The 23,014-nt window shown below is 59.2% G+C and carries 23 protein-coding genes; 8 read left to right on the top strand and 15 right to left on the bottom strand.

What is annotated here, in order from left to right; genetic code table 11:
• Window positions 1-9 precede the first annotated feature (9 nt).
• The 4 genes from AC57B1_RS34445 to AC57B1_RS34430 form a co-directional block, all read right to left on the bottom strand.
• A complete protein-coding gene (locus AC57B1_RS34445; RefSeq protein ID WP_496419946.1) occupies window positions 10-357 on the bottom strand; it encodes a hypothetical protein in 348 nt (115 codons plus the stop codon).
• Window positions 350-526, bottom strand: a complete 177-nt coding sequence (locus tag AC57B1_RS34440; protein WP_496419945.1) for a hypothetical protein — start codon at window positions 524-526, stop codon at window positions 350-352. Before AC57B1_RS34440 ends, AC57B1_RS34445 begins: the two co-directional genes overlap by 8 nt.
• 727 nt (window positions 527-1,253) lie before the next feature.
• Window positions 1,254-1,472, bottom strand: a complete 219-nt coding sequence (locus AC57B1_RS34435) for a helix-turn-helix transcriptional regulator (protein ID WP_496419944.1) — start codon at window positions 1,470-1,472, stop codon at window positions 1,254-1,256.
• 454 nt (window positions 1,473-1,926) lie between these two features.
• A complete protein-coding gene (locus AC57B1_RS34430) occupies window positions 1,927-2,475 on the bottom strand; it encodes a hypothetical protein (protein ID WP_496419943.1) in 549 nt (182 codons plus the stop codon).
• A 911-nt stretch (window positions 2,476-3,386) separates the two neighbouring features.
• Here AC57B1_RS34430 and AC57B1_RS34425 point away from each other — a divergent pair.
• Window positions 3,387-4,364: a LysR family transcriptional regulator gene (locus AC57B1_RS34425; RefSeq protein WP_496419942.1), complete on the top strand. Its 978-nt coding sequence runs from the start codon at window positions 3,387-3,389 to the stop codon at window positions 4,362-4,364.
• A gap of 217 nt (window positions 4,365-4,581) precedes the next feature.
• Here the strand turns inward: AC57B1_RS34425 and AC57B1_RS34420 are convergent, their stop codons facing one another.
• Window positions 4,582-5,781, bottom strand: a complete 1,200-nt coding sequence (locus tag AC57B1_RS34420; RefSeq protein ID WP_496419941.1) for a porin — start codon at window positions 5,779-5,781, stop codon at window positions 4,582-4,584.
• A 584-nt stretch (window positions 5,782-6,365) separates the two neighbouring features.
• On the opposite strand from AC57B1_RS34420, the gene AC57B1_RS34415 reads away from it, so the two are divergent.
• Window positions 6,366-7,391 carry an IS110 family RNA-guided transposase gene (locus AC57B1_RS34415; protein ID WP_496419940.1) on the top strand — a complete coding sequence of 342 codons (1,026 nt, stop codon included), beginning with the start codon at window positions 6,366-6,368 and terminating at the stop codon, window positions 7,389-7,391.
• Window positions 7,392-7,824: 433 nt separating this feature from the next.
• On the opposite strand, the gene AC57B1_RS34410 is transcribed toward AC57B1_RS34415, so the two are convergent.
• Complete coding sequence (locus AC57B1_RS34410; RefSeq protein WP_496420333.1) at window positions 7,825-8,760, bottom strand: ATP adenylyltransferase family protein; 936 nt, start codon at window positions 8,758-8,760, stop codon at window positions 7,825-7,827.
• Between the two features lie 42 nt (window positions 8,761-8,802).
• Window positions 8,803-9,288: an adenosine-specific kinase gene (locus tag AC57B1_RS34405; RefSeq protein ID WP_496419939.1), complete on the bottom strand. Its 486-nt coding sequence runs from the start codon at window positions 9,286-9,288 to the stop codon at window positions 8,803-8,805.
• Between the two features lie 237 nt (window positions 9,289-9,525).
• On the opposite strand from AC57B1_RS34405, the gene AC57B1_RS34400 reads away from it, so the two are divergent.
• Window positions 9,526-9,690, top strand: coding sequence for an FmdB family zinc ribbon protein (locus tag AC57B1_RS34400; RefSeq protein ID WP_496419938.1), 165 nt, complete (start codon window positions 9,526-9,528; stop codon window positions 9,688-9,690).
• A 4-nt stretch (window positions 9,691-9,694) separates the two neighbouring features.
• Here the strand turns inward: AC57B1_RS34400 and AC57B1_RS34395 are convergent, their stop codons facing one another.
• A complete protein-coding gene (locus AC57B1_RS34395) occupies window positions 9,695-9,949 on the bottom strand; it encodes a hypothetical protein (RefSeq protein ID WP_496419937.1) in 255 nt (84 codons plus the stop codon).
• 594 nt (window positions 9,950-10,543) lie between these two features.
• On the opposite strand from AC57B1_RS34395, the gene AC57B1_RS34390 reads away from it, so the two are divergent.
• The 5 genes from AC57B1_RS34390 (at window position 10,544) to AC57B1_RS34370 (ending at window position 15,520) form a co-directional block, all read left to right on the top strand.
• Window positions 10,544-10,864, top strand: a complete 321-nt coding sequence (locus AC57B1_RS34390) for a hypothetical protein (protein WP_496419936.1) — start codon at window positions 10,544-10,546, stop codon at window positions 10,862-10,864.
• 70 nt (window positions 10,865-10,934) lie between these two features.
• Window positions 10,935-11,495, top strand: a complete 561-nt coding sequence (locus AC57B1_RS34385; protein ID WP_496419935.1) for a lipid-binding SYLF domain-containing protein — start codon at window positions 10,935-10,937, stop codon at window positions 11,493-11,495.
• A 344-nt stretch (window positions 11,496-11,839) separates the two neighbouring features.
• Window positions 11,840-13,129: an LssY C-terminal domain-containing protein gene (locus AC57B1_RS34380; protein ID WP_496419934.1), complete on the top strand. Its 1,290-nt coding sequence runs from the start codon at window positions 11,840-11,842 to the stop codon at window positions 13,127-13,129.
• Window positions 13,126-14,379 (top strand): LssY C-terminal domain-containing protein, encoded by a 1,254-nt coding sequence (locus AC57B1_RS34375; RefSeq protein ID WP_496419933.1) that lies wholly within the window; start codon window positions 13,126-13,128, stop codon window positions 14,377-14,379. The genes AC57B1_RS34380 and AC57B1_RS34375 overlap by 4 nt, the downstream gene beginning before the upstream one ends.
• Window positions 14,360-15,520: a lipase family protein gene (locus tag AC57B1_RS34370; protein ID WP_496419932.1), complete on the top strand. Its 1,161-nt coding sequence runs from the start codon at window positions 14,360-14,362 to the stop codon at window positions 15,518-15,520. Before AC57B1_RS34375 ends, AC57B1_RS34370 begins: the two co-directional genes overlap by 20 nt.
• 283 nt (window positions 15,521-15,803) lie before the next feature.
• Here the strand turns inward: AC57B1_RS34370 and AC57B1_RS34365 are convergent, their stop codons facing one another.
• From AC57B1_RS34365 to AC57B1_RS34335, 7 genes are all read right to left on the bottom strand, one after another.
• Window positions 15,804-16,322 carry a hypothetical protein gene (locus AC57B1_RS34365; protein WP_496419931.1) on the bottom strand — a complete coding sequence of 173 codons (519 nt, stop codon included), beginning with the start codon at window positions 16,320-16,322 and terminating at the stop codon, window positions 15,804-15,806.
• Between the two features lie 631 nt (window positions 16,323-16,953).
• A complete protein-coding gene (locus AC57B1_RS34360; protein WP_496419930.1) occupies window positions 16,954-17,226 on the bottom strand; it encodes a hypothetical protein in 273 nt (90 codons plus the stop codon).
• A 397-nt stretch (window positions 17,227-17,623) separates the two neighbouring features.
• A complete protein-coding gene (locus AC57B1_RS34355; protein WP_496419929.1) occupies window positions 17,624-18,022 on the bottom strand; it encodes a potassium channel family protein in 399 nt (132 codons plus the stop codon).
• 132 nt (window positions 18,023-18,154) lie between these two features.
• A complete protein-coding gene (locus tag AC57B1_RS34350) occupies window positions 18,155-19,165 on the bottom strand; it encodes a DUF2955 domain-containing protein (RefSeq protein ID WP_496419928.1) in 1,011 nt (336 codons plus the stop codon).
• A gap of 19 nt (window positions 19,166-19,184) precedes the next feature.
• Window positions 19,185-20,312, bottom strand: coding sequence for an HlyD family secretion protein (locus tag AC57B1_RS34345; protein ID WP_496419927.1), 1,128 nt, complete (start codon window positions 20,310-20,312; stop codon window positions 19,185-19,187).
• On the bottom strand, window positions 20,309-21,880 hold the full coding sequence (locus AC57B1_RS34340; protein WP_496419926.1) for a TolC family protein: 1,572 nt from the start codon (window positions 21,878-21,880) through the stop codon (window positions 20,309-20,311). The genes AC57B1_RS34345 and AC57B1_RS34340 overlap by 4 nt, the downstream gene beginning before the upstream one ends.
• The gene (locus tag AC57B1_RS34335; RefSeq protein WP_496419925.1) at window positions 21,880-22,983 is read right to left on the bottom strand and encodes an AI-2E family transporter; all 1,104 of its coding nucleotides are present in this window, start codon (window positions 22,981-22,983) and stop codon (window positions 21,880-21,882) included. Before AC57B1_RS34335 ends, AC57B1_RS34340 begins: the two co-directional genes overlap by 1 nt.
• Window positions 22,984-23,014 lie beyond the last annotated feature (31 nt).

The raw sequence follows: 23,014 nt of genomic DNA, 5'->3' as shown, positions 1-23,014 counted from the left end.
TCAGCGCCCTCAGTGCGTGGTGCGCCGATCGCGCATAACGAGGCCGAGAGCGGCGAGCAGGTGTTGCTGCACCCGTCCCATGAGTCCAGCCGCGAATGCCTGCCGGCTGACGGTCAGTCTGTGCGGGTCGAACGTGCCCTCATCCTGCATGCCTGCCGTGAGGCCGCGTGAGAATGCGTCGGTTTGATGAGCCGCATAGTTGTGCAGCAACACAGCGCCCTTCAGCTCCAGCCAGGCATCTGCGCAGATCGCGCCGAGGTTGACGGCGAATTGCAGCTCGATAGGAGCGCCGGTATCGAGCGGCGGCGCATTGTCGAATCCTTCAACGATCGCGGTACGGGTCGTTCTATCAACCATGGCGCACCTCACCACGGACAAGGGCCGAGATAGCAACGAGCGCCGCGCCGGTGACATCGAGCGCGGACTGATACGTGTTGGCTGTCACCGCGGCGCGCAACGCCTCACGGATGATCGATTGAATGAGGGGGGAGTTTTGCCCGGTAGGGGCGAGCGTGGACTGGCGCATGATGCGACCTCTTACGTGAGCGGTTAACCCGCTCCCCACTGCTAAATGGGGTGGACGGGCGCAAGGCAGGGTTAGCAGACCGGTCACGTAAGCACCCGGCGAGCCCGAAGGCTCCCCCACCAAGGCCCGCCCATTGAAAGAGGCGCGCAGAGGCGACACGCACAAAAAAGCCGCTCTGCGCGGCTGTGCGCTTACATGGATCGGGCCGCTAAACCCGGTCGCTTTTGTTTCAGCGACGATCGCAGGATACTGCTCGCCGCCGACACACGCAAGACCCTGTTCAACTCTAACTTCAGACAACGCGCCGCGAGGCGTGCCGGCGGACACTGCCGCGACGAACAACCCGGCGGCAGCGCGGCGAAACTTTCTGACGCAGGCATGCCGCATCGCTTCAAAGTAACTTTGTGCCCCGCTCATGTCGATGCCCTGCCAAGCATGTGCAGCGCGAGCCGCATCGCATCGACGGCCCAGCCAATACCCGTGGGAGAGCCCGCAGCCTGTTTCTCGAAGACTGACGCTACCGCATAAAGGTTTCGTGCCTGCTCGCATCGCGAGCCGTCCTGACATTGGCCGAACTTCTCTGCGTAACCGTCTCGAAGTTGCGAAAGCGTTTCGAGTCGAAGGGCCGCCGTCGCTGCGCGCTTTTCCCGCTTCGCCGTTCGCAATGCTTCGCGCGCCTCTTTGGCGGCGCGTGTCGCGGGTGTTGAGGGGGGCAAGGTGGCAAGGGTCATTGCACACCTCGTTGTGTCAGCGAATCGAGCCATTCATCGATCGACGATGAAACAAAGCCGATTGCACGAGGACCAAGCTTGACCGGAGCGGGAAATGTGCCGGCCTTGATCCGCCGCCTTACTTCGCTTTCGCTCAGTTGCACGCGCGCCAGTACGGACGGCATCCGCTCGATGCGCTTCTGCTGAGTTGTTTGCGGTTTTGCTTTTGCTGTCATGTAACCTCCGTAGATACCCGCAAACAACTTCGCGGGTTCGGAAGCATTCTTCTATTTTCGGGGTTTACGGTCCACGGAGTCTTCTGCTTGCTTTTTCAGTTCGAAGTTTCCAGGTAGCCAACAAGTAGCCACAAAGGTGGTCAGGCTTCGAAATCACTCACCCTACCGGGCTCGCGAGCCTTTCGTATGCGATCGTTTAAGCCATCCATCGGATAAGGAAAACCGAGAGCCACGGCGCATTGGATGGCTAGGAGTCGATCGGGAATTCTGTGGTGATCGCCAAATACAGGCGTCTCAATCGAAGACATGCCGGACGCTAGCTGTTCGCCGAACGTCCACCCATGTACCGACATTTGCTCGTCGAACCATCTTACGTACTGAGGAACGGCCATCGCCTGGCGCGATGACATGGCAGCCTCTTCCGCCGGATTGCTCCAGTTGGCGTCCGCTGCGTCTAGCCAACTGGAGGCCAAACCTGCCAAGTATGCAGCAGATCTGACGCGTTTGGAAAATAGCGAAGGTCATAGGGGAAAACAGCTTTCGCGACCTTCGCGCCAACCTCTTCATACCGTAAGGCGACGCGTCCGCGCGTTGAGTCTTGAGCAGCGCGACCAACTAGCCGGAACGGGTCGGAGAATTCAAGCAGGCCATCTAGCGGCGAGTCTTCGCTAGCATCACGCGCTAGGTCCATGGCCTGCGCGGCGGCTTGCAAATGCAGCCGTAGGGCCTTCATTGCCTCAATGTGTTTTCGCCTGGCATCGCGGCCGGCGTTATATTCATACGTGGACGCATGCCAGGCGTAGTCAAACCAGATGCTCCAGCAACTGGCGTGCTTCCACTTTTTAAACCAGGTATCCGTGAAAAAATCTCGCATCGCGTCGTTAAAGACGAGGCGGCGAGCTGCTCCCAAGTCACTTTGCGAGTAGATGGATGGGGCACGCTCCATAAGCCTCAGTTCATCGAGGACAGACGGAGGCACCCACGGCGGAGTGTCGGTTTCCAAAGCGCAGCCTTCGAATGCGCCCTTCCTGAAGGAGTCAAGCCAGCCGGTGAAGGAATCCGGTTTTCGGGTGGCCGCCCTAGGCTTGACCATCGTTAGCTTATCGGATTACCCGCGCAACGGTATATCAATCATCCTCGAAATTCTCCTCGACGAATTCGGTTTCGGCGAACCCGATTGCCGTCCTGCGTAGATGTGGATATAAAGATTCCTTCATATAGTCTCGCTCGTTGAATCCGACAAGTCCGGAGCAAATAGCAAGCACGGTACAACTGATCACCAAATCTCCGTTGTCGCGATCAATGTCTTTAATCTGGCAGAAGCTACCAACGACATGCCTGCCAGATAACCATTCAGTGCGTGCGGAGCTTGATGTCGCGAGCCATCGGTCGAATGTGTAAGTTACGCGGACACGGTTAGCTGATCGCGTTCCACGCGTTGTTTGCCCTGGTCGACGCTCGAAGTTGAGAACTGTCCGCTTGCCGACGAGTGTGCAACGGGAGGCGCCAGGTCGAAACCTGCGGCGGAATAATCGGAAGGCGGCTGTCAAAGGAACCGCCACCCCGCCGCCATTTGGTGCACCCGGCCCTAGTCGACGCAATTCATTCGTTTAGCTAAAGACCGCGAACGTCTCCAGTTCGACACGGTTCGGGGCTCCTCGTTGCTCCTTCCTCGGCGCGAGACGGCGACGCCATTTCGGACAAACTCGTCTCTGGGCGCCGGCAGTTCACGGCACGCTACTAAACATCTGCTCCCACGTCCTGGGCCTATTTCCGCTGCGTCAAATTCCGGTCGGTTAGCCGAATTCGAGGTGGATTCCTCCGGAGGCAGGCATAATAATGCCTACATGGCATTGCAGGTTGGTTACGAGTCGTTGCCCAATTATTATCGCCCGAATCGACGGAACGTGATCGATGGATATGTTGCAGGCTATCCGTGCCTTTGCTCAAGTTGCATCAGTTGGCAGCTTTACCACGGCAGCGCAAAAACTCAACCTCGTTACGTCTCAGGTTTCACGCGCTATAGCAGACCTTGAGGCGCACCTGAACATACGTCTATTGCATAGGACAACTCGGCGCGTAGCATTGACTGAAGCAGGTGAGCGGTATCTTTCACACTGCGAAGCAATCCTCATACATTTAGCACAGGCAGAAGCCGAGGCGATGGGTGTGAGCGCAGAGCCTTCCGGGACGCTTAGAATCGGCGTATCCGCCAGCTTTGACCGGTATCACCTACCGAATCTAATCTCAGGCTACATAGAGCGTTTCCCGCAGGTTTCGGTGAGCGTGACACTCGTGCAGCAGATAGAAGAAGCGAAGCTCGACGATCACGACGTCGTCCTTCTTTGCTCATCAAAACCGCCCGAGTCCGGTATAAGCTCTGAGTGTCTTGGTGCGATGTCTACCATCCTCTGTGCATCACCTGTGTATCTGGCGCGTTACGGGACGCCGAAGACACTCTTTGATCTTAAGCAACATCAATGCATTGATCTCGCCGGGGACCTATCATCCGGGCAATGGCAATTTGACGGGCCATTTGGTGATGAAACGTTCTCGGTAGAACACACAGTTCTTCAGAGCGACCTATGCGACGTACTCAAAGATGTGATTCTGGCTGGCCTTGGAATTGGCCCATTGCCCTTTCGGGTCGGAATGCAAGAACTGCGTGCTGGGTCGGTAGTCCGCGTCCTGCCTGAGTACAGGATGAAGGCGCGTAATGTGCACTTGATTTACTTGTCTCCTGCGGATCTCGATAAAAAAATAAGGTCATGGGTCGAGTTTCTACAGGAAGCGTTGCCCCGACGTCTTGCTAGTGACGAGGCCGTGTTCGCGCCTCTTGCGGCGGTGTTGACTGACAACGGCATAGTGCCCGCAAACGACACAGAAAACTGAGGTGCTCAGGATACCTCGAAATAAGCACGACTTTTCGATCAGAGGACGCAGAGCTAATAAGAGTCGAAATTTGAGGAGCGGTTGCCGCTCACGGGGACGCGCCCTTCTTTAAGTGCTCAAGGAGCATGACAAAAGAAAAAAGCCAGCCTTCGGCTTGCGCCTCTGGCTGGCTTCGGGGTATGGCTCGACGTCTCGAGTCGTACGTCATGTTTTTCTATTAGAACTTGTGACGGATACCCAAACTGACGATTTCCTGGCTGGTCGAACCGGCCTGGTAGCCATACGATCCAACCGATGCGCCTGCATCGACCACCGAGCCGGTGGCTGCATCGCGCTGGTGGCCGCTTGCGTGCTGGTATGCGCCGATCAGGTACAGGTCGGTGCGCTTCGACAGCGAGTAGTCGCCGCCTAGCGAAACCTGGTGATAGTTCGCCGACGTGTCGCCCGCGCCGTGCGTGTACGTGTAGCCGAGGCCGAGCAGCATTGCCGGCGTGAGCTGGTAGCCAGCGAACGCACCAGCAACGTGGTACTTTTCCTGCTCGGTAAAGCCCGAGAATGCGTCCGGCTTGTACTGTGCGAAGCTGTAGCGGACGTTGAACGTGAACGGGCCCGTCACATACTGTGCAGCCAACGACGTGATGTCGATCTGCTTGGCCGACTGGTATGCGCCATTGATGTTCGAACCATCGAACGTGCCGTCTGACGTCCCGCCCGCATTCCACGTGCCACCCACATTAGTCGGGGTCACGCCACGGCTTGCTGCCGTGTTGCCGTTTTCCATGCGGAAGTAGCCAGCTGCAACGCTGAACGGACCGCCCGCCCACGTTGCTGCGCCTCCCCACGATTGGCCTGCGCCCGTTGCGCCAGCTACACCGCCCAGAGCATACATGCCTTCGACCTGGAAGCCGCCCCACACCGGCGAGACATACTTGATCGCATTGTTCGTACGAGAGCTGTTGTCGTTGTTGTCCACGTCGCCCGGCGTCGCGAACGTGCTGCCGAAGTAGTTGTCAGCCGTCAGCGGCTGGACCAGGTCGACGAGCGGGTCATACTGGCGACCCAGCGTGAACGTACCGTATGCGTCCTGCGTCAAGCCGACAAAAGCCTGGCGCCCGAACAGTTTCGTGCCCGTGCCGTATGAGCCCATCTTGCCGTTGTTCGGGTTGAAGCCGCTTTCCAACTGGAAGATCGCCTTCAGGCCACCGCCTAGGTCTTCCGTGCCTTTCATACCCCAGCGACTGCCTTGCAGGTTACCCGCGGCGAGCTGCCACAGGTTGTTATCAGACGGGTTGGCGTTGTGAACGTACTGGATCGAGTCATCGATCAAGCCATAGAGCGTCACGCTGCTTTGCGCATGTGCTGCGCCTGCAGCGCCGAGCAATGCCAGCGAGAGAGTCGACAGTGCGATTCGTTTCATCCATTTCTCCACGCAGAATGATTACGTTGTTGTTGCTGCAACAGGCAGCGTAACTCCACATTGTTGGATATCCGAAGCAAAACAAAATAGTGTGTCGCGAAATTCCGACACGTTGTGTAACCCATTTGGCTGGGACAGGCACTCGTTCTTGCAAATCCGTGACGAGTTTTGCCTATTCTTTCTGTGGCCGCCCGCCTATCTCGATGCGGCTCACTGGCCAGTTACAGGGGGACAGAAGCGGAACGAGAGCGGCGCGACGCTTAGGTTGGCAATGGCCGGAGCGCGGAAGTGATGATGGCGTCGTCGTGGTCTCCCGTCGATCCGCTAACGTACGTCCGCAAATCTTCTTTTGGCGGCCGCACCTGGCCGCACTAAGAACCTACCTTCGGCCACCACTACCGCCGGATTGCCCTTCTCAGGTGGCACAATTATTTCGCAGCTGAAAACTCTTGCAGGACCGTCAGCGCGATCCGGTCGTGAATTGGCACATTTATTGTGTCCAACGTTGACAGTAATGGGATGGTCCCTCCCGCCCTCGCCGAGTGCGCTACGCTTGCGGCATCAATTCCGGATTGGAGACTGTCATGCAAGACGTCACGATAGTTGGCATCGATTTGGGAAAGAACACCTTCCACCTCCACGGTCAGGATAGAAGGGGCAAAGCGGTATTTCGCAAGAAGCTCGGACGCAGGCAACTGGTCGAGTTCTTCGCGACTTTTCATGCATCCACGGTTGTAATGGAGGCTTGTGCCGGTGCCCATCACATGGCTCGCCTGCTGACGACGTTCGGACATGAGGTCAAATTGATCTCGCCGCAGTTTGTACGTCCGTTCGTAAAGAGCAACAAGAATGACTTTGTAGACGCCGAGGCTATCTGCGAAGCTGCCTCCCGGCCTACCATGCGGTTTGTCACCGCGAAAACCGAATCACAGCAGACGCTCTCCGCCCTACATCGCCTACGGGAGTCATTCGTGCGGGATCGCACGAGAACCATCAACCAGATGCACGGCTTATTGCTCGAATTCGGCGTTAGCTTGCCAGTTGGAAAGGCTTCCGTTGCCCGTCTTCCGGCCTTCCTCTCTGAGCATTCACTGCCACCGCGCCTGATCGCGATCCTTCAGCGTCTGCACGAGCACTACAAGTACCTCGACAGCGAGGTTGGCCATATTGAGAAAGAAATTAACGCCCAGCTCGCAGACGACGAGCTCGGCCAGCGCCTGCTGACGATCCCGGGCATCGGCCCCATCACCGCCAGTGTTCTGGCCGCAGAAATGGGAGACGGCAAGCAGTATAGGTGCGGTCGCGATTTTGCAGCGTCGGTCGGTCTCGTTCCCAGGCAGTACAGTACCGGTGGGAAGGCGACGTTGCTTGGTATCAGCCGACGTGGCGACAAGAATATTCGGCGGCTGCTCGTCACGTGCGCTCGAGCCTACATGCTGCGGCTCGAGGGACGGACAGGCCAACTCGCGGACTGGGTTCGTGCCATGCTCACCCGACGACATTCAAACGTTGTAGCGTGCGCGCTGGCTAACAAGCTGGCTCGAACTGCGTGGTCAATGGCAGCCCACGGCACTCCGTACTGTGCGGGATTGACGGTCGCTGCGGACTGACTGCGCGGCTCAACTTCTGGCCAATCACCCAACTGGTTTTGCGACGACTGAAATTTGATGACATGAACGGCACATCGGCCTGAAGGACAACCTGGGTATTAAATAGGCTTTCACAAGCCGAGACAGTTTTTAGGACCTTCAGGCGCGAACCTCATCGTGGCGCGGGGCATGATCCCCACAATCGACGCCGGATAGATTTAAGCGAGCCTGCAATGACATCGAAAATCGTGGTTGCAAAAATGGGAGGGACCATAGATTTAATACGCTCTACGCCACGTGAGTCCGGTGCTTTGTCGATGACGAAATGCACGTACTGCCTGCCGCGCAGGATCACACCCGGCAAGGCCTGTACCACTCCACCGTCGGAGGCGCGGTTGACAATCAGCGCCTGTGCAAATTCCCGCCTTTGAGGGTCAGTCTTGAAGCGAAAACGCTAGACAGATGGGCCCGGTCGACCCGCGGCGGCAGGGACCGCGACACGTTTCAGCACGGACATCGGACCGAGCCGTCTAATGACTTCCATCTGAGCTGCGTCACGCACGAAGAGCGATCCGGCAAACCCCAGAGCATTCACCGAAATGCCTTCGACGCATTCCGAATGCCGTGGTACGAGCAGCATCCATCGGCGGGTGACAAGCAGGTTGTACGGTGCCGACTGATGCAATTCGCCATTCACCTTGATCGCTCGTAGGCCCGTAGCTTCGAGCAACGCGTGGTAACAATCGATCGCGGCGTTTGCTGCGTGCGGCGACGCGGCAGGAGCCAGTTCCAGACGACCAAACGCGTGCAGGAAAGGCAGGCCAGGTACAGTGCCGATCAGACCTTCTATGCCCCCGGGCCTAATAACGGATTCAATGGGGAGCGGCGGACCTGATTCTCCGAGCGGCAACGGCACGATCTGCAGATGCTTGTGGCGTTGACTCGCGCCGGATTCCGCTCCGCCATTGTAGAAGCCGAGGCCGTCGAACTCGGCCATGCAGGCGGCAAATGCAACAAAGTCCGCGAACTCGAGCAACGCTTCCTGCGGTTTGAAGCAACGGGTGACGATCAGTAGATGATGGTCGATGACGTTGAACTTGTTGAGCAAGGCGACGTGAGTGTCCGAAAGATCGGCCACAAAGAGGTCGGGGTCGTAAGGAAGGAACGGGTTCACCGCGCTGCACGCCCCCGCCTCGACCTTGCGCGACTGTCGGGTTTCCTCCTTGCGCGCGAGGCTGGAGACCTGACGGACGAGAAAGCATATACCGCGTTCTTCGAGCAGCGTCTGGATTGTCTCGATCGGCCGCAGTGCGCCAACACGCAGCGCATGCTCAGTCTGACGCAGGATGGCCGGCCACAGCGTGCCGGGGTGCAGATGGAGATGTTCCATGGTTCGATGGGCACGCGGGTCGCGCGGGGAGAGCAGCCGCACCTATGCTTTGTAACCGATAGCACGTAACAGATCCTTGCGCCATTGAACGTCCTCCTCGTTTTCCACGCCGAGCGGCGGGAACCCGTCAACCACACCCAGGATGCCGCGCCCCTGCTCTGTCTCGGCAACCAGAATCTGCGTGGGATTCGCCGTCGCACAGAATATCCGGCATACCTCCGGCAGAGCTTTTATCGCATTCAGAACATTGACGGGGTAAAAACCATCGCCGAGAAAAATCACGAAGCTGTGGCCCGCACCGATGGCCGTGGCATTCTGGCACGCCAACTCGACCAGGTCGGCGTCGGTGCCAGACCGGCGCACGAGGCGCTTACCTGACGCTTCACGAAAGGCCAAACCAAACTTGATACCCGGAACGGTTCCGACCATTGCCTCGTGCAGATCCTCGACAGACTTGATGAAGTGGCTTTGCCCCAGGATGAAGTTCATCGCTTCGGGTTTGATGATTGTTACCGTGAGCACTTGCATATGGGACCTCGCTCTGTGCCGCCAGGAACACCGCGGAGAGGCGGTATTCGCCAGCAGGCGGGGATCGGGTTCATCACGTCTCGCGGGACCGCGACCGCCCTGACCATAATCAAGCCTAGTACGAACCGAACACGCATGCTTGCGCATTTCCTGCACTAGAATGGATTTTCATAGTGCCGGACAGTGTTGGTGAGGGGTATTAGCCCGGCTAGGTGGATTCATGTTGGAGAAGTGCAAATGCCAACGTATCAATATCGTTGCGAGAAGTGTGGCCATGTGTTCGAGCACGCTGAACATCTCGCCGAACACGAGAGCGCCCACACGCGTTGCCCGAAGTGCGCCAGCGAGAAGTGTCAGCACGTACCGACGCCATTTATCGCAAAGACATCAAAAAAGAGCTGAGATCTCACCTCGCGTCAGTTCGTCCATGGAGCGGATGATTAATTGCCGGCGCGATTTTGTCGCGACGAGAGGCAATGATGACCGTCTCAGGTCGCCCCGTTTCTGCCACCCGGCCCAAGATTTCAATCATCCCGCTTTCGAACGGCATGAGAGGTTCAAAGATGGCGCCGATAACCTCTGATGAATAGCGCTGGCCTTCTGTCCGGTCGGCCCGTCGCCGATCAGAGCCGGTCAGGACACCTTTCGCGTTGTTAGTCACTGCGGCTTCGCCTATATGACCCCAACGCAGTCTAGACCACGCATGCCCACATTCGAAGGCGGGAAGATGTAGTCGATAGCGAGTTGTCGTTTGGAGGGGTGCCAGCCGTCGACTTCATCTCTCTTCGAGTCAGATTTAGCGGCAGAGTTGGAATGATCGGAGAGGTCACCCATGCCAACCCGCCGTATAGGACCAAAGTCTGATTGAATCAGAGTGCCCGCGTAACACAATGTGCTGTCGGTCCACGAGCGCTGCGAGCCCGTGATGCGATTGCGTGACCTAGAGGTCGGCACAACGGCCAATCGAACTGGAGGTGCGATCGCGATACTGCACGATATAGAGGCTCCATATGCTGGATGACTGCAGAGAGTACTCGACGCAATCGCGCCAATTTACACGTTGGGCAGTCAAAATTCATCTGCGGGCGCAGGCGGACCAGACTCTTTCGATACATCAGGAACAGTCTGGGCTGTCAAAGACGTACGGGACGGCGCCCGCGTCACTTGTCAGATCGACGCTGCCCCACGGTCGGCTGGCGAATTGACTTGTCTTGAGTCGCCCATGCTTTGCGGGATCTAATGCGGAGCCACTAACATGGAATATCCCTTGATTGTGTTGGGCACTGCAGTCTCCGCGTGCGCCAGTCAATCATCGCCGGACCTTCAATCCGTCGGCCAAAGCCAGCTTGCCCCCAAACCGGTCGCTCAATGCGTCGCTGTGAAATGGGCGAACAACTCTGGGCAGACGGTCTATCTGCAGTACATGCTCGCCAACGAACAGGCATTCGATGTCTACGTTCCTGGCCAGCAACCACTAGGCGGCGCGTCCGCCATCGTACGTCGGTCCACAAGCGGACCTGGTTCATCGGTAGGTTTGCGCGGCGTTGACAGCAATGCGGCCAGCACCGTCAGCTAGTGCCTGTGAGTCGGAGAACCAGCGTTATTTAAGTACCAACGCCGCACTCCATGAGCATCAGGGGGCTATCATGAACCGTCGCATACTGATGCTTGCGTTGGCCTGCTCAATGGTCTCGCCGGCCATCGCGCTCGCCGCAAGCAAGGCACAAAAGCAAGCGGAGGTACGCAAGGCGGCGCAAGGCGCGCTAGCTGCGCTCTACAGGGCCCAACCATCGGCGCGCAAGGCAGTAGAGTCAGCTGCGGGCTATGCGGCCTTCAGCAACTTCGGCATGAAGATCCTCCTTGCTGGCGGAGGCTCGGGCGAGGGCGTCGCGGTCAACAACAAGACCAAGGCCATGACCTACATGAAAATGGCCGAGATCCAGGCCGGCTTGGGTATGGGCATCAAGAAGTTCCAGTTGGTCTGGGTGTTTGAGAACGTGAGCGCCCTGACCGATTTCATCTCGTCCGGCTGGGCGTTTGGTGGGCAGGCGACTGCCGCCGCAAAAACCGGTGACACGGGCGGCGCGCACCAGGGAGCAATAGCCGTGGGGCCTGGCGTCTGGCTCTATCAGATTACCGACACAGGTTTAGCGCTCGAACTCACCGCTAAAGGGACGAAGTATTACAAAGACGAGAACCTGAACTGAGCCTGGACGCGCAGTGACCCCGGTGAATTGCAGCCGGGACTATACGCATGTGTCGGCCTGCGCAAATGCGCGAGAAATAGTGTGCTGCCTTTTGCCATTCGGACAATACGGCAAGTTGTTTGCATGTCGAGGACGCCGACCTCAGGCGCTTGTCACGCTTGAAGTGGGGCGGAAGATACCTGGAGGTTTTCGAGCGCTGCATCACGCCCGGTCTTCGCGGCCGCGACCCCACGTCCGTCACTGGGGAAAGATGAACGCAGCGCTACAGAGTTCGCCGTAAGGTCCAGTTGGCGCATGCCCACTGACAGGAGCGCCGCCCTGGCTTGCGGCCATGAGGTTACGCGATGAACCCCATCGTGAATCGACTGCTTGCCGCAATTGTCATCACCTGCGTCTTGTCTGGTTGCGCCACAACGCCGCCTTCCACGGAGGCGCCCGCTTACAGAGCCCGCGCAGTGACACGCTCTAACGGCGGGGTGCGGGTGTCGGCGGCAGTACTTTCGGCTGAAGAAAGCGAGGCGGTTTATGGCGTACCGCTGGCAAAGAAGATGATTCAGCCCGTCTGGATCGAGGTCCAGAACGACAATGCGCACAGCTACTTTCTGATGTCGCCCGGTCTTGATCCAAATTTCTTTCCGGGCTCGGAAGCGGCCGAGGCGTTTGCCCGCAACGATTCACCTGGTGTGAGCGATGAACTCGACCGCCGCTTCCGCCAGCTTGCGTTCCACAACCCCGTCCTGCCCGGCCAGACCATATCGGGGTTCGTGCTGACAAACCTTAGCGAGGGCGCGAAGCCGGTCCAGATAGACCTGATTGCGAACGCGCAGGCAAGAACATTCTCGATCCTCATCGTCGTGCCTGGTTTCTATGCGGACTACCACGTCAGCGAAGTTTTTCGCCGGGAAATCTATTCGCCTGAAAAGATCCTCGACTACACGGATGACGACGCGTTTCGCGTTGCACTCGAAGCTCTTCCTTGTTGCGCAACGAATGAGGACAGTTCGAAGAACGGCGATCCACTCAATCTGGTCATCGTCGGCGACCTTGACGACGCCTTTCCCGCACTGGTGCGCCGCGGATGGAGCCCGACCGAGCAAAGGTGGTCGGGCGCAATCATGAAGACGATCACCTCCGCAGTTTCCGGCGAGCGTTACGTCAACGCGCCGGTGAGCGATCTATTCCTGTTTGGCCGGCCTCAGGATCTCGCGTTGCAGAAAGCACGTGACACGATTCACCAGCGTAATCATCTGCGACTCTGGCTAAGCCCTATGCGCTACCGGGGCAAGCGCGTATGGGTGGGTCAAATCAGCCGGGATATCGGCGTCCGTTTCACGTTTCACTCACCGACGTTTACAACACACAAGATCGATCCGGATGTAGACGAGGCACGCACAGCGCTAGCGGAAGACATGGCGTATTCCCAGAACCTCGCAAAGATCGGGTTCGTAACGGGAGTCGGCGCCGCCCCGCAAAGCGCCCCACGCGAAAACCTGACGACTGATCCGTACTACACCGATGGATATCGCGAGATACTCGTATTTGATCGCTATCCCTCCTCGCTTTCAGAGATTGAATTCTTTCTTGTGGAGGCGGGCGCCAGGCACAAGCGCGTGCCTGTGGGAGAGAAACGATGAGCGGGCTGCCTGTGTTACTACGTACATTGAGAAATTCTGCAGGCGGTGTCATGCTCTCGCTGGCTTTCACCGGCTGCGGAACCTGGTCGGCCCCGAACAGCCGCAACGATGCGCCGTTACGTGAGCGTGCGGTCAGCGCGTCCAGGCAGGACGTGAAAGTGAGTGCTGCCGTGCTGGGATCTGAAGACGATAAACGCATGTTCGGCGCCGACATCAGTAAGAATAACGTACAGCCGTTATGGATCGAAGTTCAGAACCGGACTTCGCAACCATTATGGCTGCTTCAATCAGGAACCGATCCGGATTACTATTCGCCACTCGAAGTAGCTTGGTCCTTGCACACGCTTCTTGGTGGAGCCACGAACGAGAGCATCGACAAATACTTCAACGCGTTAGGCTTCAAGAACCCAATTCCGCCGGGCGAAACGCGGGCGGGGATTCTATTCACCAATCCGGATCGAGATCCCAAACTCGTGAATATCGATCTGTTTGGGAGCAAGACGCTAATTCCCTTCACCCTCTTCGTGAACGTGCCGGATGACGTCGCGGACTCCCGCCTCGCACTGAACCTGGTCCAGTATCCCGATTCGGTAGTCACTAACTGCCACGACCTTGCTTCGCTACGTGCCGCGCTCGAACGGTTGCCATGTTGCGCCAGTGACCAGCACGAAACGACCGGCGCCGATCCGCTGAATGCCATCGTCGTAGGCGAACTTAGAGACGTCGGGGCGGCAATGGTGCGACGAAGTTATCACCGCGACTTGCGTGAGAGCGATCTCGCACAATGGGTCTTCGGCCGGAAACCGGACGTCGTCCTGCGCAAGGAAGCGCAAGCTGGTGCGCCCGCAACCTCAATACGCGCGTGGCTCGCGCCCATTCGTTTCAACGACGATAACGTGTATGTGGCTCAAGTCGGACGGCCAGTCGGCGGCCGCTTCGCGCGCCGGGGAGTTGGCGACGAAGTGCTGCACGGAGACGTCGATGAAGCAAGAAATTTTTTTGTTCAGGACATGATGTATTCCGGTGGTCTGGAAAAACTCGGCTTCGTCAACGGCGTTGGTTCGGTGCCGCAGGCGCGCTCCCGGACAACGTTCAGCGGTGCACACTACTTCACCGACGGGCTGCGCGCTGTGATGTTTTTCGCGAGGCGTCCACTGAGTTTTTCGAACGTGGAGTTTCTCGACTGGGCGCCTTACCTGGAAGGGCGCGAATCCACTGTACGTGAGGGGAATGGCGATGCCGGCAAATAACCGGGTGACAGCATTGCGCGGTAGTCTTGCGCACCGGGTAATTCGTTATCGTTGCGCGTGGCGCAATCGCGGCATCAAGAGTGCTCTCGTCGCGACCTGTCTCGCACTGGCGGCATGCGCGACGAAACCTCTAATCCCTTACTCGACCGACACGCCCCCGCTTGTTCTCGTTCCAGCATTTCAGGCAGGCGTTCTGGACAAGAGGGCGCGATTCCGCGAGATCTATTGTGCGGTGCTGGAAGCGCGCGGCGCGACGCTTCCTGATTCCCGCCCCTGCGAAGACGCGCTGACACGTGTCGGCGCCGAGCCTGCCGGCACCAACATGCCTGTCGATCTAGGGCAATCCCGGCGCCATCTCATTGCGGTAGTGGTACCAGGCATTGGATACGACTGCTTCAAGACGTGGCTGAATTCACCGGGCACCGTCACTAAGCATCTTCAGCAATTTGGATACGACGCAATCATGCTTGACGTTAGCGGGTTGTCGAGTTCCGCGCACAATGCACGCCAGATTCGCGACGCCATCATGGCCATGCAATTGCCAACGGGAGCGTCGCGGCTTGTGCTGGTCGGTTATTCCAAGGGTGCCCCGGACATCCTGGAGGCGGTGGTCGCATATCCGGAGATCCGTAGCCGCGTGGCGGCGGTAGTCAGCGTGGCCGGAGCAGTCGGCGGCTCGGCGCTCGCCAACGACGCCGAGCAATACCAGGCTGACCTCCTGAGGCACTTCCCTGGCGCGACCTGCACCTCGGGTGACGGAGGCGCCGTGCAAAGCCTGCGACCGGCAACACGCCAGGCCTGGATGGCGCAAAACCCGCTTCCCCCCGCACTGCACCTCTACTCGATCGTGACGTTCCCTAAGCCGGAGCGCATTTCGTCGATACTCAAATCGAGCTATGACAAACTCTCTCGCGTCGATGCGCGCAACGACAGCCAGGTGACCTTCTATGATCAGGTCGTGCCTGGGAGCACCCTCGTCGCCTACGTCAATGCCGACCACTGGGCACTCGCGGTGCCTGTTGCCCGAACCCACACGACAATCGGCTCACTGTTCGTCACGCAGAACGCTTACCCTCGCGAGGCGCTGATGGAAGCGTTTCTGCGCTTTCTGGAGGAAGATCTAGCCATGTCTTCAAAGTGACACGGCGCACGCGCTTGACTGCGAACGTCGGCCATTGGCCTCGAAGCTGTCAACAGCAGCTATATCGCGACAGTCTCTTCATGGCCCAACAACTGACCGACGCAACCGGTGACGGCGGCCATTAGCTGCCGCTCGGCTAAGCTGCGCCTTATGGGAACTCTCTATTAAGGCCAACATTCGCGAATATCGTCGCGCGGGTTATGCGCCGAATGAGGCGGGATTTCGCTCGATTCGGCGTTAGCGACCGAATGGCATCGAGTTCGAATCAATTGCAGACCTCGGATTAAAAGCCGTGCCGAACAGAGAGCGTCGCGCCCGTATCGTGTGAATGGAGAATAGCGAGACGCGCCGTGGCGGAAAATACCCAGTCATTGACTGTTAGCGACAGCCTTCGTTGCGGTTGCGCACGGAGCGTCAAAGCCGTGTTCGACAACTGGACGATCGAGAGTTGCGGCGCGGGTGACGGACCCGGATGGAGAAACTCTGACGCTTGCGGGCGCGCCGGCTCAAGTGTCGGTGTGGCTTTCCCGGCACCGAATCGAAAGTTGTGCGTCACCTGCGCGCTATAAAAGTCCTCGATTTGCGCGTAAAACGGCTTGCCTTGATTCGACTGAAATTCCATTTCATGCCGCTGCAGAAAGCGTTGCAGGTTCGGAATGGGCGGAACAGACGCCACGGGCAGACGCTCGATGCTCGCAAGCGTCATCTCTTCGGGCGAATCGATGACGAGGCTCCCCGCGAGCGCATATCCGCTCAGCATACAAAGTATTACGCCGACAATCCTTTCGTTCAGGCACGTCATGGCATGCCTCCAATGAAGGAATCGAAACGTCACAGTACGGACCAATATTTCTGACCAAACCGCCTTTGTAGCTTCGCTTGCACCCACGTATTGTAGTCAGCCCTTCGAGTCTGGCTACCCCAATGCGTGCTGCGACCGCCATGCTCCGGAGATCGATGCGTGAGGGGAAACGGCGCATCGAGCCGCACAATAACGCGTTCTAATATGACGAGGCCGACGACGAGGCAACTGACTTATCGGTTGGCGCGCAGGCTGGCCACTTGGGGCTATGTAGCACTGCTCGTTGACAGCTTTGGTCCACGCAACGCCAAGACGTTATGTAACCGTGGACGAAAGGTGCCGCCCGAGTTCCGTGAGCAGGACGCGATTGGCCGCCCCCAAATTATCTGAGCACACTGCCGGGCGTGCGTAGCGATTCTGGCGTTGAGGTCACGTGCCCCATGAACGCGGACACGCTGACGATCGGCAGTGCCGATGACTAGGCGCCCCTCTTGGAGATGCGGGCGCTGGCGCATTACCGTCGAAATGCGGACTGCCAGTCGCGAAGCCGACGCCAGCATGTCATGCCACTGCCGAAACTCATTTCCTGCGGCAAGTCATTCCTATGGAATGCGTGCGCAGCGAATACATTTTACTGGCTCATGCCGCGGTGAGTGACCTCAACCGCAGCGTCGCGCTTCTTTTTCGCTTCCGCTTTCTTGTGGTCATAGACCCTTTTTGCAGCCGCGACTTCCCTATCATATTCGCGATTCGCCGCAGCAACCTGCTGGTGCATTCTCACGATCTCATCCGGGTGTTCAGTTGCTGGCGATGGGTTCGCTCCGGGATTGCCTTGCGCCCAAACGCACGAAAAGGATGCGAGTGCGAGGGATACGGTCATCACGGCCGCAATCTTGTTCTTCATGACGAACTCCCGATGTTGAGTCTGCGTCAATGGTCTGTCGGTGCAAAGCTCGCGAACTTCCAGCCTATACACGTAAAAACATTCGGTGTATTGGACCTTGGTCCTATATGGCTGCTCGTGTGCCTTTTGCTACGTTAGACGGCTCGACCGGCCGCAATCCGCGCCGCTTTCTGGTCGAGCCGTTAAGAAGGGAGGTCTTCAAGGTTGCACGGGCGCTGAAGCTGCGCGTGATCCATGCAGGGTCCGGTCGCAGAGCACTGTTGCATGGATGTATGTTCGTGACCTCATGGGCGACGAGCAGTTGATGTCTGGCATCGACGGCTACCCGAGCGTGGCAGACAACCCAACGCCAATAGCATCGTAGGTGGGTCGACCAGCGGCTCAGACAGCACAGTGGTTATTGCTTGCTGGGATTTGCGACACCGCCAGCCGCCCGGCGCGCAGCTTCCTGCACGCCCCGCACGGCTGCGGCAACGATCAGCCCCGTGAACACCATGCCGATCAGGCCCAACAATATCGCATCAATCCGGCCAAACGTTGAGGTGGGGACCACGTCGCCGTACCCGATCGTCAGCGCCGTGATCGCGCAGAAGTACCAGGTTTCCTCCATCGTCGAAGGCGTTCGCTTCACCGTCTCCACGGGGCCCCCCATGTAATACATTGCGACCGTTAGCAGCACAAACAGCACTAGCAGGCTAGCCAGGACTGCACGCAGGTACCAAAGGGTCCGGCCTGATTCCTGCAAGATCTCACGCGCCCGCAGGCGGACGACCGCGTCGCTTGTCGCATTTCCCATTTGCAGGTACCTCCTACATTGTGCTCACCCCGTTACACGTGGGTGAATGTCGGTCCCACCCCGCTTTCGGCATCACATCAGCAGGGACTCCAATAATTGCGTTGGGCTGAGGCACGGCTGCGCGCGGCGTCATCACGCGCGGTGGCTTCGCTCGAAAATCAGCAACATCAGACAGGCGTAGACCGTGACGGCCACAAAGAGTCCCATACGTACCGCGAACGCCGTGTAGACGTCCTTTCCCGCCGCGCTGTCTTGCACCGATTGGCCTAGCAGAATGATCATGGTGACGAGGCTGTTCAGCCAGAAACCCGCTGAGTAACGCGTTATGTTGATGCGATAGAGCTTGCGACCCACCAACAGGCCAAACAGCAGCATCCAAAGGAAGAGCATCCACAGGTCCGCAAAGAGCCTGAGCGCAAGCCAGAACACGATCGCCAGCAAGCCACCTAGCAACGTGGAGCCGATCAGATCGCGCGCTGCGCTACGGGCTGTCGTGGTACAGCTTTGTCGACCGAGGCTTACGGACTTCATGATGATCGGCATGTAGCTCGCGGGATCGGCGATGGCGAGCAGATATGCTGGCATGACAACGAGTGCGGCGCGCAGCGCGATGCGTGCCGCCTGCCCGTCGGGCATGGCCTGAGCGGCAGGTTGTGGCCCCGTGCTCACGGGCTCGGGAAACAGCATGTGAGTCAATCCTGCCACCAGCACGGCTAGCACAAGTCCCTTCACCAGCGCGCCAACAACCGTCACGGCCGACTGGAAGTCAGTGGTTCCGGCAGCGGAGATCATCGTCAGGCCGGCCACCAGAAAGGTCGAGACCAGATTATTCCCGCCGCGCAAACCATAGCGAAACGCGAGGAAGAGCATGAGGCCAACCACCATCACGCCAGCGAAAGCGTAATGGCGAAGCAACGGCACAAGGAGCAAGCCGCTGCCCGTGGTCAATGCCACGATCAGCGCGAACGCTACGCCGGCCTTGAACGACAGTGGGCGGTTTTGCGTCGCGAGAAGAAAGACGGCGAACACCGGCGCGATGACGGGGACCGACAGGTCCAGCGCGAAGCTGATCGTCAGGCAAAGTGCCGTCCCTGTGGCAACGCGTAGCGTACGTGGACCGAGAAGCTGAAGCCTGTGTCCCATAGATGCAGTAGTTAGCCATTCAGTAAAGGTACGAGACCCAACTCATCACGCGCAGAAACAAGCGACCCAGCGGATTGAGCGGATTACCCGGATCTGGAAACCCCATCACCTCTGCCTGCCCACCGACACGAACGTTGTGAAGGCGCGCCCTCTCACCCGGGTCGAACTCGACGACGACCGGAAAGCGTTGCGCGGGGCGCAGCCAGTCGCGGCTGTTCTGTACGGTGGGCAGACCTCCGGGCGGCGCGCTCTGCCCCACACTCACGCCATAGCCGATACTGCGAAGCCGTCCATCGAAAACTTCGCCCGGCAGCGCGTCCAGCGCAATCATCACGGGCGTGCCGGGCCGTAGATGCCCCAGGTTGTTTTCGGTCATATCCGCACTGACCCACACGTCGCGGATTGCAATCAGCGTCATGACCGGATTGCCCGCCGCTGCGAACTGGCCGATCTCCGTGCGCAGATCCGTGATGACGCCATCTGAGCGCGCTTTGATTCGCGTATTCGCAAGATCGAGTTCCGCCTTTTCGAGCGCTGCGGCAACGGCGCGCAACTGCGCGTTCTCCTCCCCATTGCCGCCCTGCTGCTCGCGAGCGCGTTCCACTTCGGCACGCGCAGCGGCAACCTCGCTCTGGGCCTGCTCGTGCGTCGCTCGCGCCACCTCGAGGCGCCGCAGCGAGACGGTGCCCTCATCGTCGCGATACAGCCTTTCGAGGCGCTCGCTGTCCTGGCGTGCCTTGACTTCATTCGCGACGGCCGCGCGCAACGATGCGAGCGCCGAATCGACCCCGGCCGTGCTCGCGCCGACCTGCCGGCGCGTCGACTCGAGCTCGGCCCGCGCGCGATCGACGGCGATCCGGTATTGCGCGCTATCGACCTCGAAGAGCACGTCGCCCGGCTTGACTTCCTGGTTGTTATGCACGAGGACGCGGGTCACCCGCCCCGATGCTTCCGCGGCGACGGATACGACGTAAGCCTGAACGCGTGCCTGTTGCGTATAAGGGGTGAAGCGATCGGCGAACAAATACCAGATCAGGCTGACGACGATCACGCAGACGACCCACTTCACCGCTCTGCCGGACGGGTCGGCGACAGGCGCCGGCGCCTCCCGCGGCGTCACGGGGGTGGGCTCGGGCTTGTCGCTCATGGGGACGAACCTCTAGGCGAACTGGCGGCAGCGGAAGGAACATCCGACTCGTTCAGCAAGTCGCCCCAGTCGGTGCGCTGCTGCATCTGCTGGCGCGTCGCGGGATCGACGAGCGGCTGTTCCGAGTACCAGCCTCCTCCGAGCGCCTTATAAAGCGCAATCAGACTGCCCACCGCGTTGCCGCGGTTGACGATGTACGCGTCCTGCTGCGCGAACAGGGTCCGTTGCGCGTCGAGGACTCGCTGGAAGTCCGAGTACCCTTCCCGGTAGATCGTATTGGCGAGCTTGAGCGAGCGCCGCGCAGCCCCTTGCGCGTCGTTCAGGATCGTGTCGCGCTGCAACGCAGCGATGATTGTTGTGGCGGCGTCGTCGGCCTCACTGGCCGCCTCGCGCACGGTGTTCTGGTACGCGACCGTCAGCTCCTGCAGCCGGGCGTCCTGCACGCGCACGTTGTCGGTTATTTTGCCGTGATCGAACAGGTTCCACGTGACGCTCGGGCCGCCGACCAGGGCCAGCGTGCTCGGTGCGCCAGTGAGCGAACTGGCGCTCCAGACAAGGGAGCCCAGCAACGACACGGACGGATAAAAATCGGCCTCCGCCACGCCGATGAGCGCGGACTGCGCGGCCATCTGCAATTCGGCAGCGCGTACATCCGGGCGGCGCAGCAAAAGATCCGCCGGGACATCCTGCAACACGGCCCGATCCACGAGCGGCACCACTTCCTCTTTGCCCGCTCGCACATTCAGTTCCGGCAATAGCCCGGGCGGCCGTCCGATCAGCACGGATAACGCATGATGCGCGAGCACGATCTGGCTCTCGAAATCGGGAATGCTGCTCAGCGTGCCGAGATACTGCGTCTTTGCCTGCTGGAGGTCGAGTTCATCGGTCTCACCGCTTTTAAAGAGCTTTAGCGCGATCTCGTAGCTGCGCTTTTGCAACTGGGCGTTCTCGCGCGCAATGCGCAGGCGCGCCTCAGCAGTGCGTAGCGCGAAATAGGTATCGGCGACCTGTGCGTGCAGCAAGACCAACGCGTCATCCCGGTTGGCTTGCGCCGCGAAAAACGCGGCATTGGCAGATTCGATTGCGCGGCTGAAGCGCCCCCAGAAATCCAGCTCCCAGCCGACACTAAAGCCCGCCCCGTACTGCCAGAAGCCACCTGAGCGCGGGTTGAATCCATCCGAGCGCTTTTGCACCGAGTACAGGGCGTCGGCATTGGCCTGTTGCACCTGCGGATAGCGGCCCGCGATCGCGATGCCCAGTTGGGCGCGCGCCTCGAGCACACGCAGGCCGGCAATCTTCACGTCGCCGTTGTTGGCATCGGCCTGTGCGATCAGACTCTCGAGGTTCTGGTCCGCGAATACCTGCCACCATTGCCGGATGTCAGGCTGTGTTGCCTGCTGTGTTACCTGCTCGATTGACGCGCTGCTCCAGTGCTCAGTCCAGCTCTCATGCTGCGGGTGAAAGTCGGGGCCGACGCGCATGCACGCGCTCAGGCAACTGGCGGCGAACAGCAGCCAGTACCAGCGCGCGTGCAGTGCTGCAGAGAACACGATCGTCCCCGGAAGCATCAGACGTGCTGATCTTCTTTTAACTGCTTCGGCTTCGGCTGGTCTTCTACCCATCGCCAGAACAGTTGATACCCGACCGCGAGCATGACAGGTCCTATGAACAGGCCAATGACGCCGCCTGTCACCATGCCTCCGAGCGCGCCGATCAGAACCACTGGCATCGGCACGGCGACGCCGCGGCCCAGCAGCAAGGGCTTGAGCACGTTATCGGCAAGCCCCGCGACGAACACATAGACCGCGAAGATGATCGTGATTGCGCTCACACCTTGCGTGGCAATCACGAAGATAATCACCGGAATGGTGATCAGGGTGGCGGGCAACTGCATGATGCCAAGCAGCAGCACCGCGAGCGCTAGCAGACCCGCTCCTGGAATACCCTTGACGACGAACGCGACACCAATTAGTAGCATCTGGATGAACGCGATCCCAACCACCCCTTGGGCGACCGCACGAATAGTGGATGTGCAAAGTTCGGCGATTTGCGGGCCGTTTTCCGGGCCGGAGATGCGCGAGGCGATCTCCACCGCACTTTTATGGCCTGTCTCGCCATGGGCCATGAGTATGCCGGCGACAATCAGGGCGGCGAAGAACAGCAACAGCCCGGCGCCGAGACCGGTCACCGTTCCGAGCAGAGCGAGCCCGGTATCCTTGAGTTGTGGAGCAAACTTCAGCACAAGACCAGTAAGGTCGAGCGAGGCCCGCTGCCAGAAGTCATGCACACGCTGCCCAACCACCGGCCAACTGGCAACCGAATCGGCGGGAGGCGGAATGCTGAAGCTGCCGCTTTTGAAAATGGTCATCGCGTTATCGATCGATTCGGCTACCGCAACGCCCAACAGATACGTCGGCACGAGGATGACACCAAACGCGACGAGGATGATCAGCGTGGCGATCAGACCGTCCTTGCCGGCGAGCGTGCGCCGAAGTCTGACTTGAAGCGGATACAACGTAATCGCGAGGATCAACGCCCAGACCATGAGATTGAGGAATGGGACGAATATCCGGAAACAGAAAATGGCCAGAACAGCTACGAGTCCAGCACGGATCAGTACATCGAGCAACTCTCTGGACAACACCCGTTGGGTAATCGGTGTGAGCAGCATAACTTGTCTCCCGGCAGGTCACCTCGAGGAT

The sequence above is a fragment of the Paraburkholderia sp. BGA-UO-ETr-F21 genome, assembly GCF_059567925.1.
This window is presented reverse-complemented; position numbering and strand designations above follow the sequence as displayed.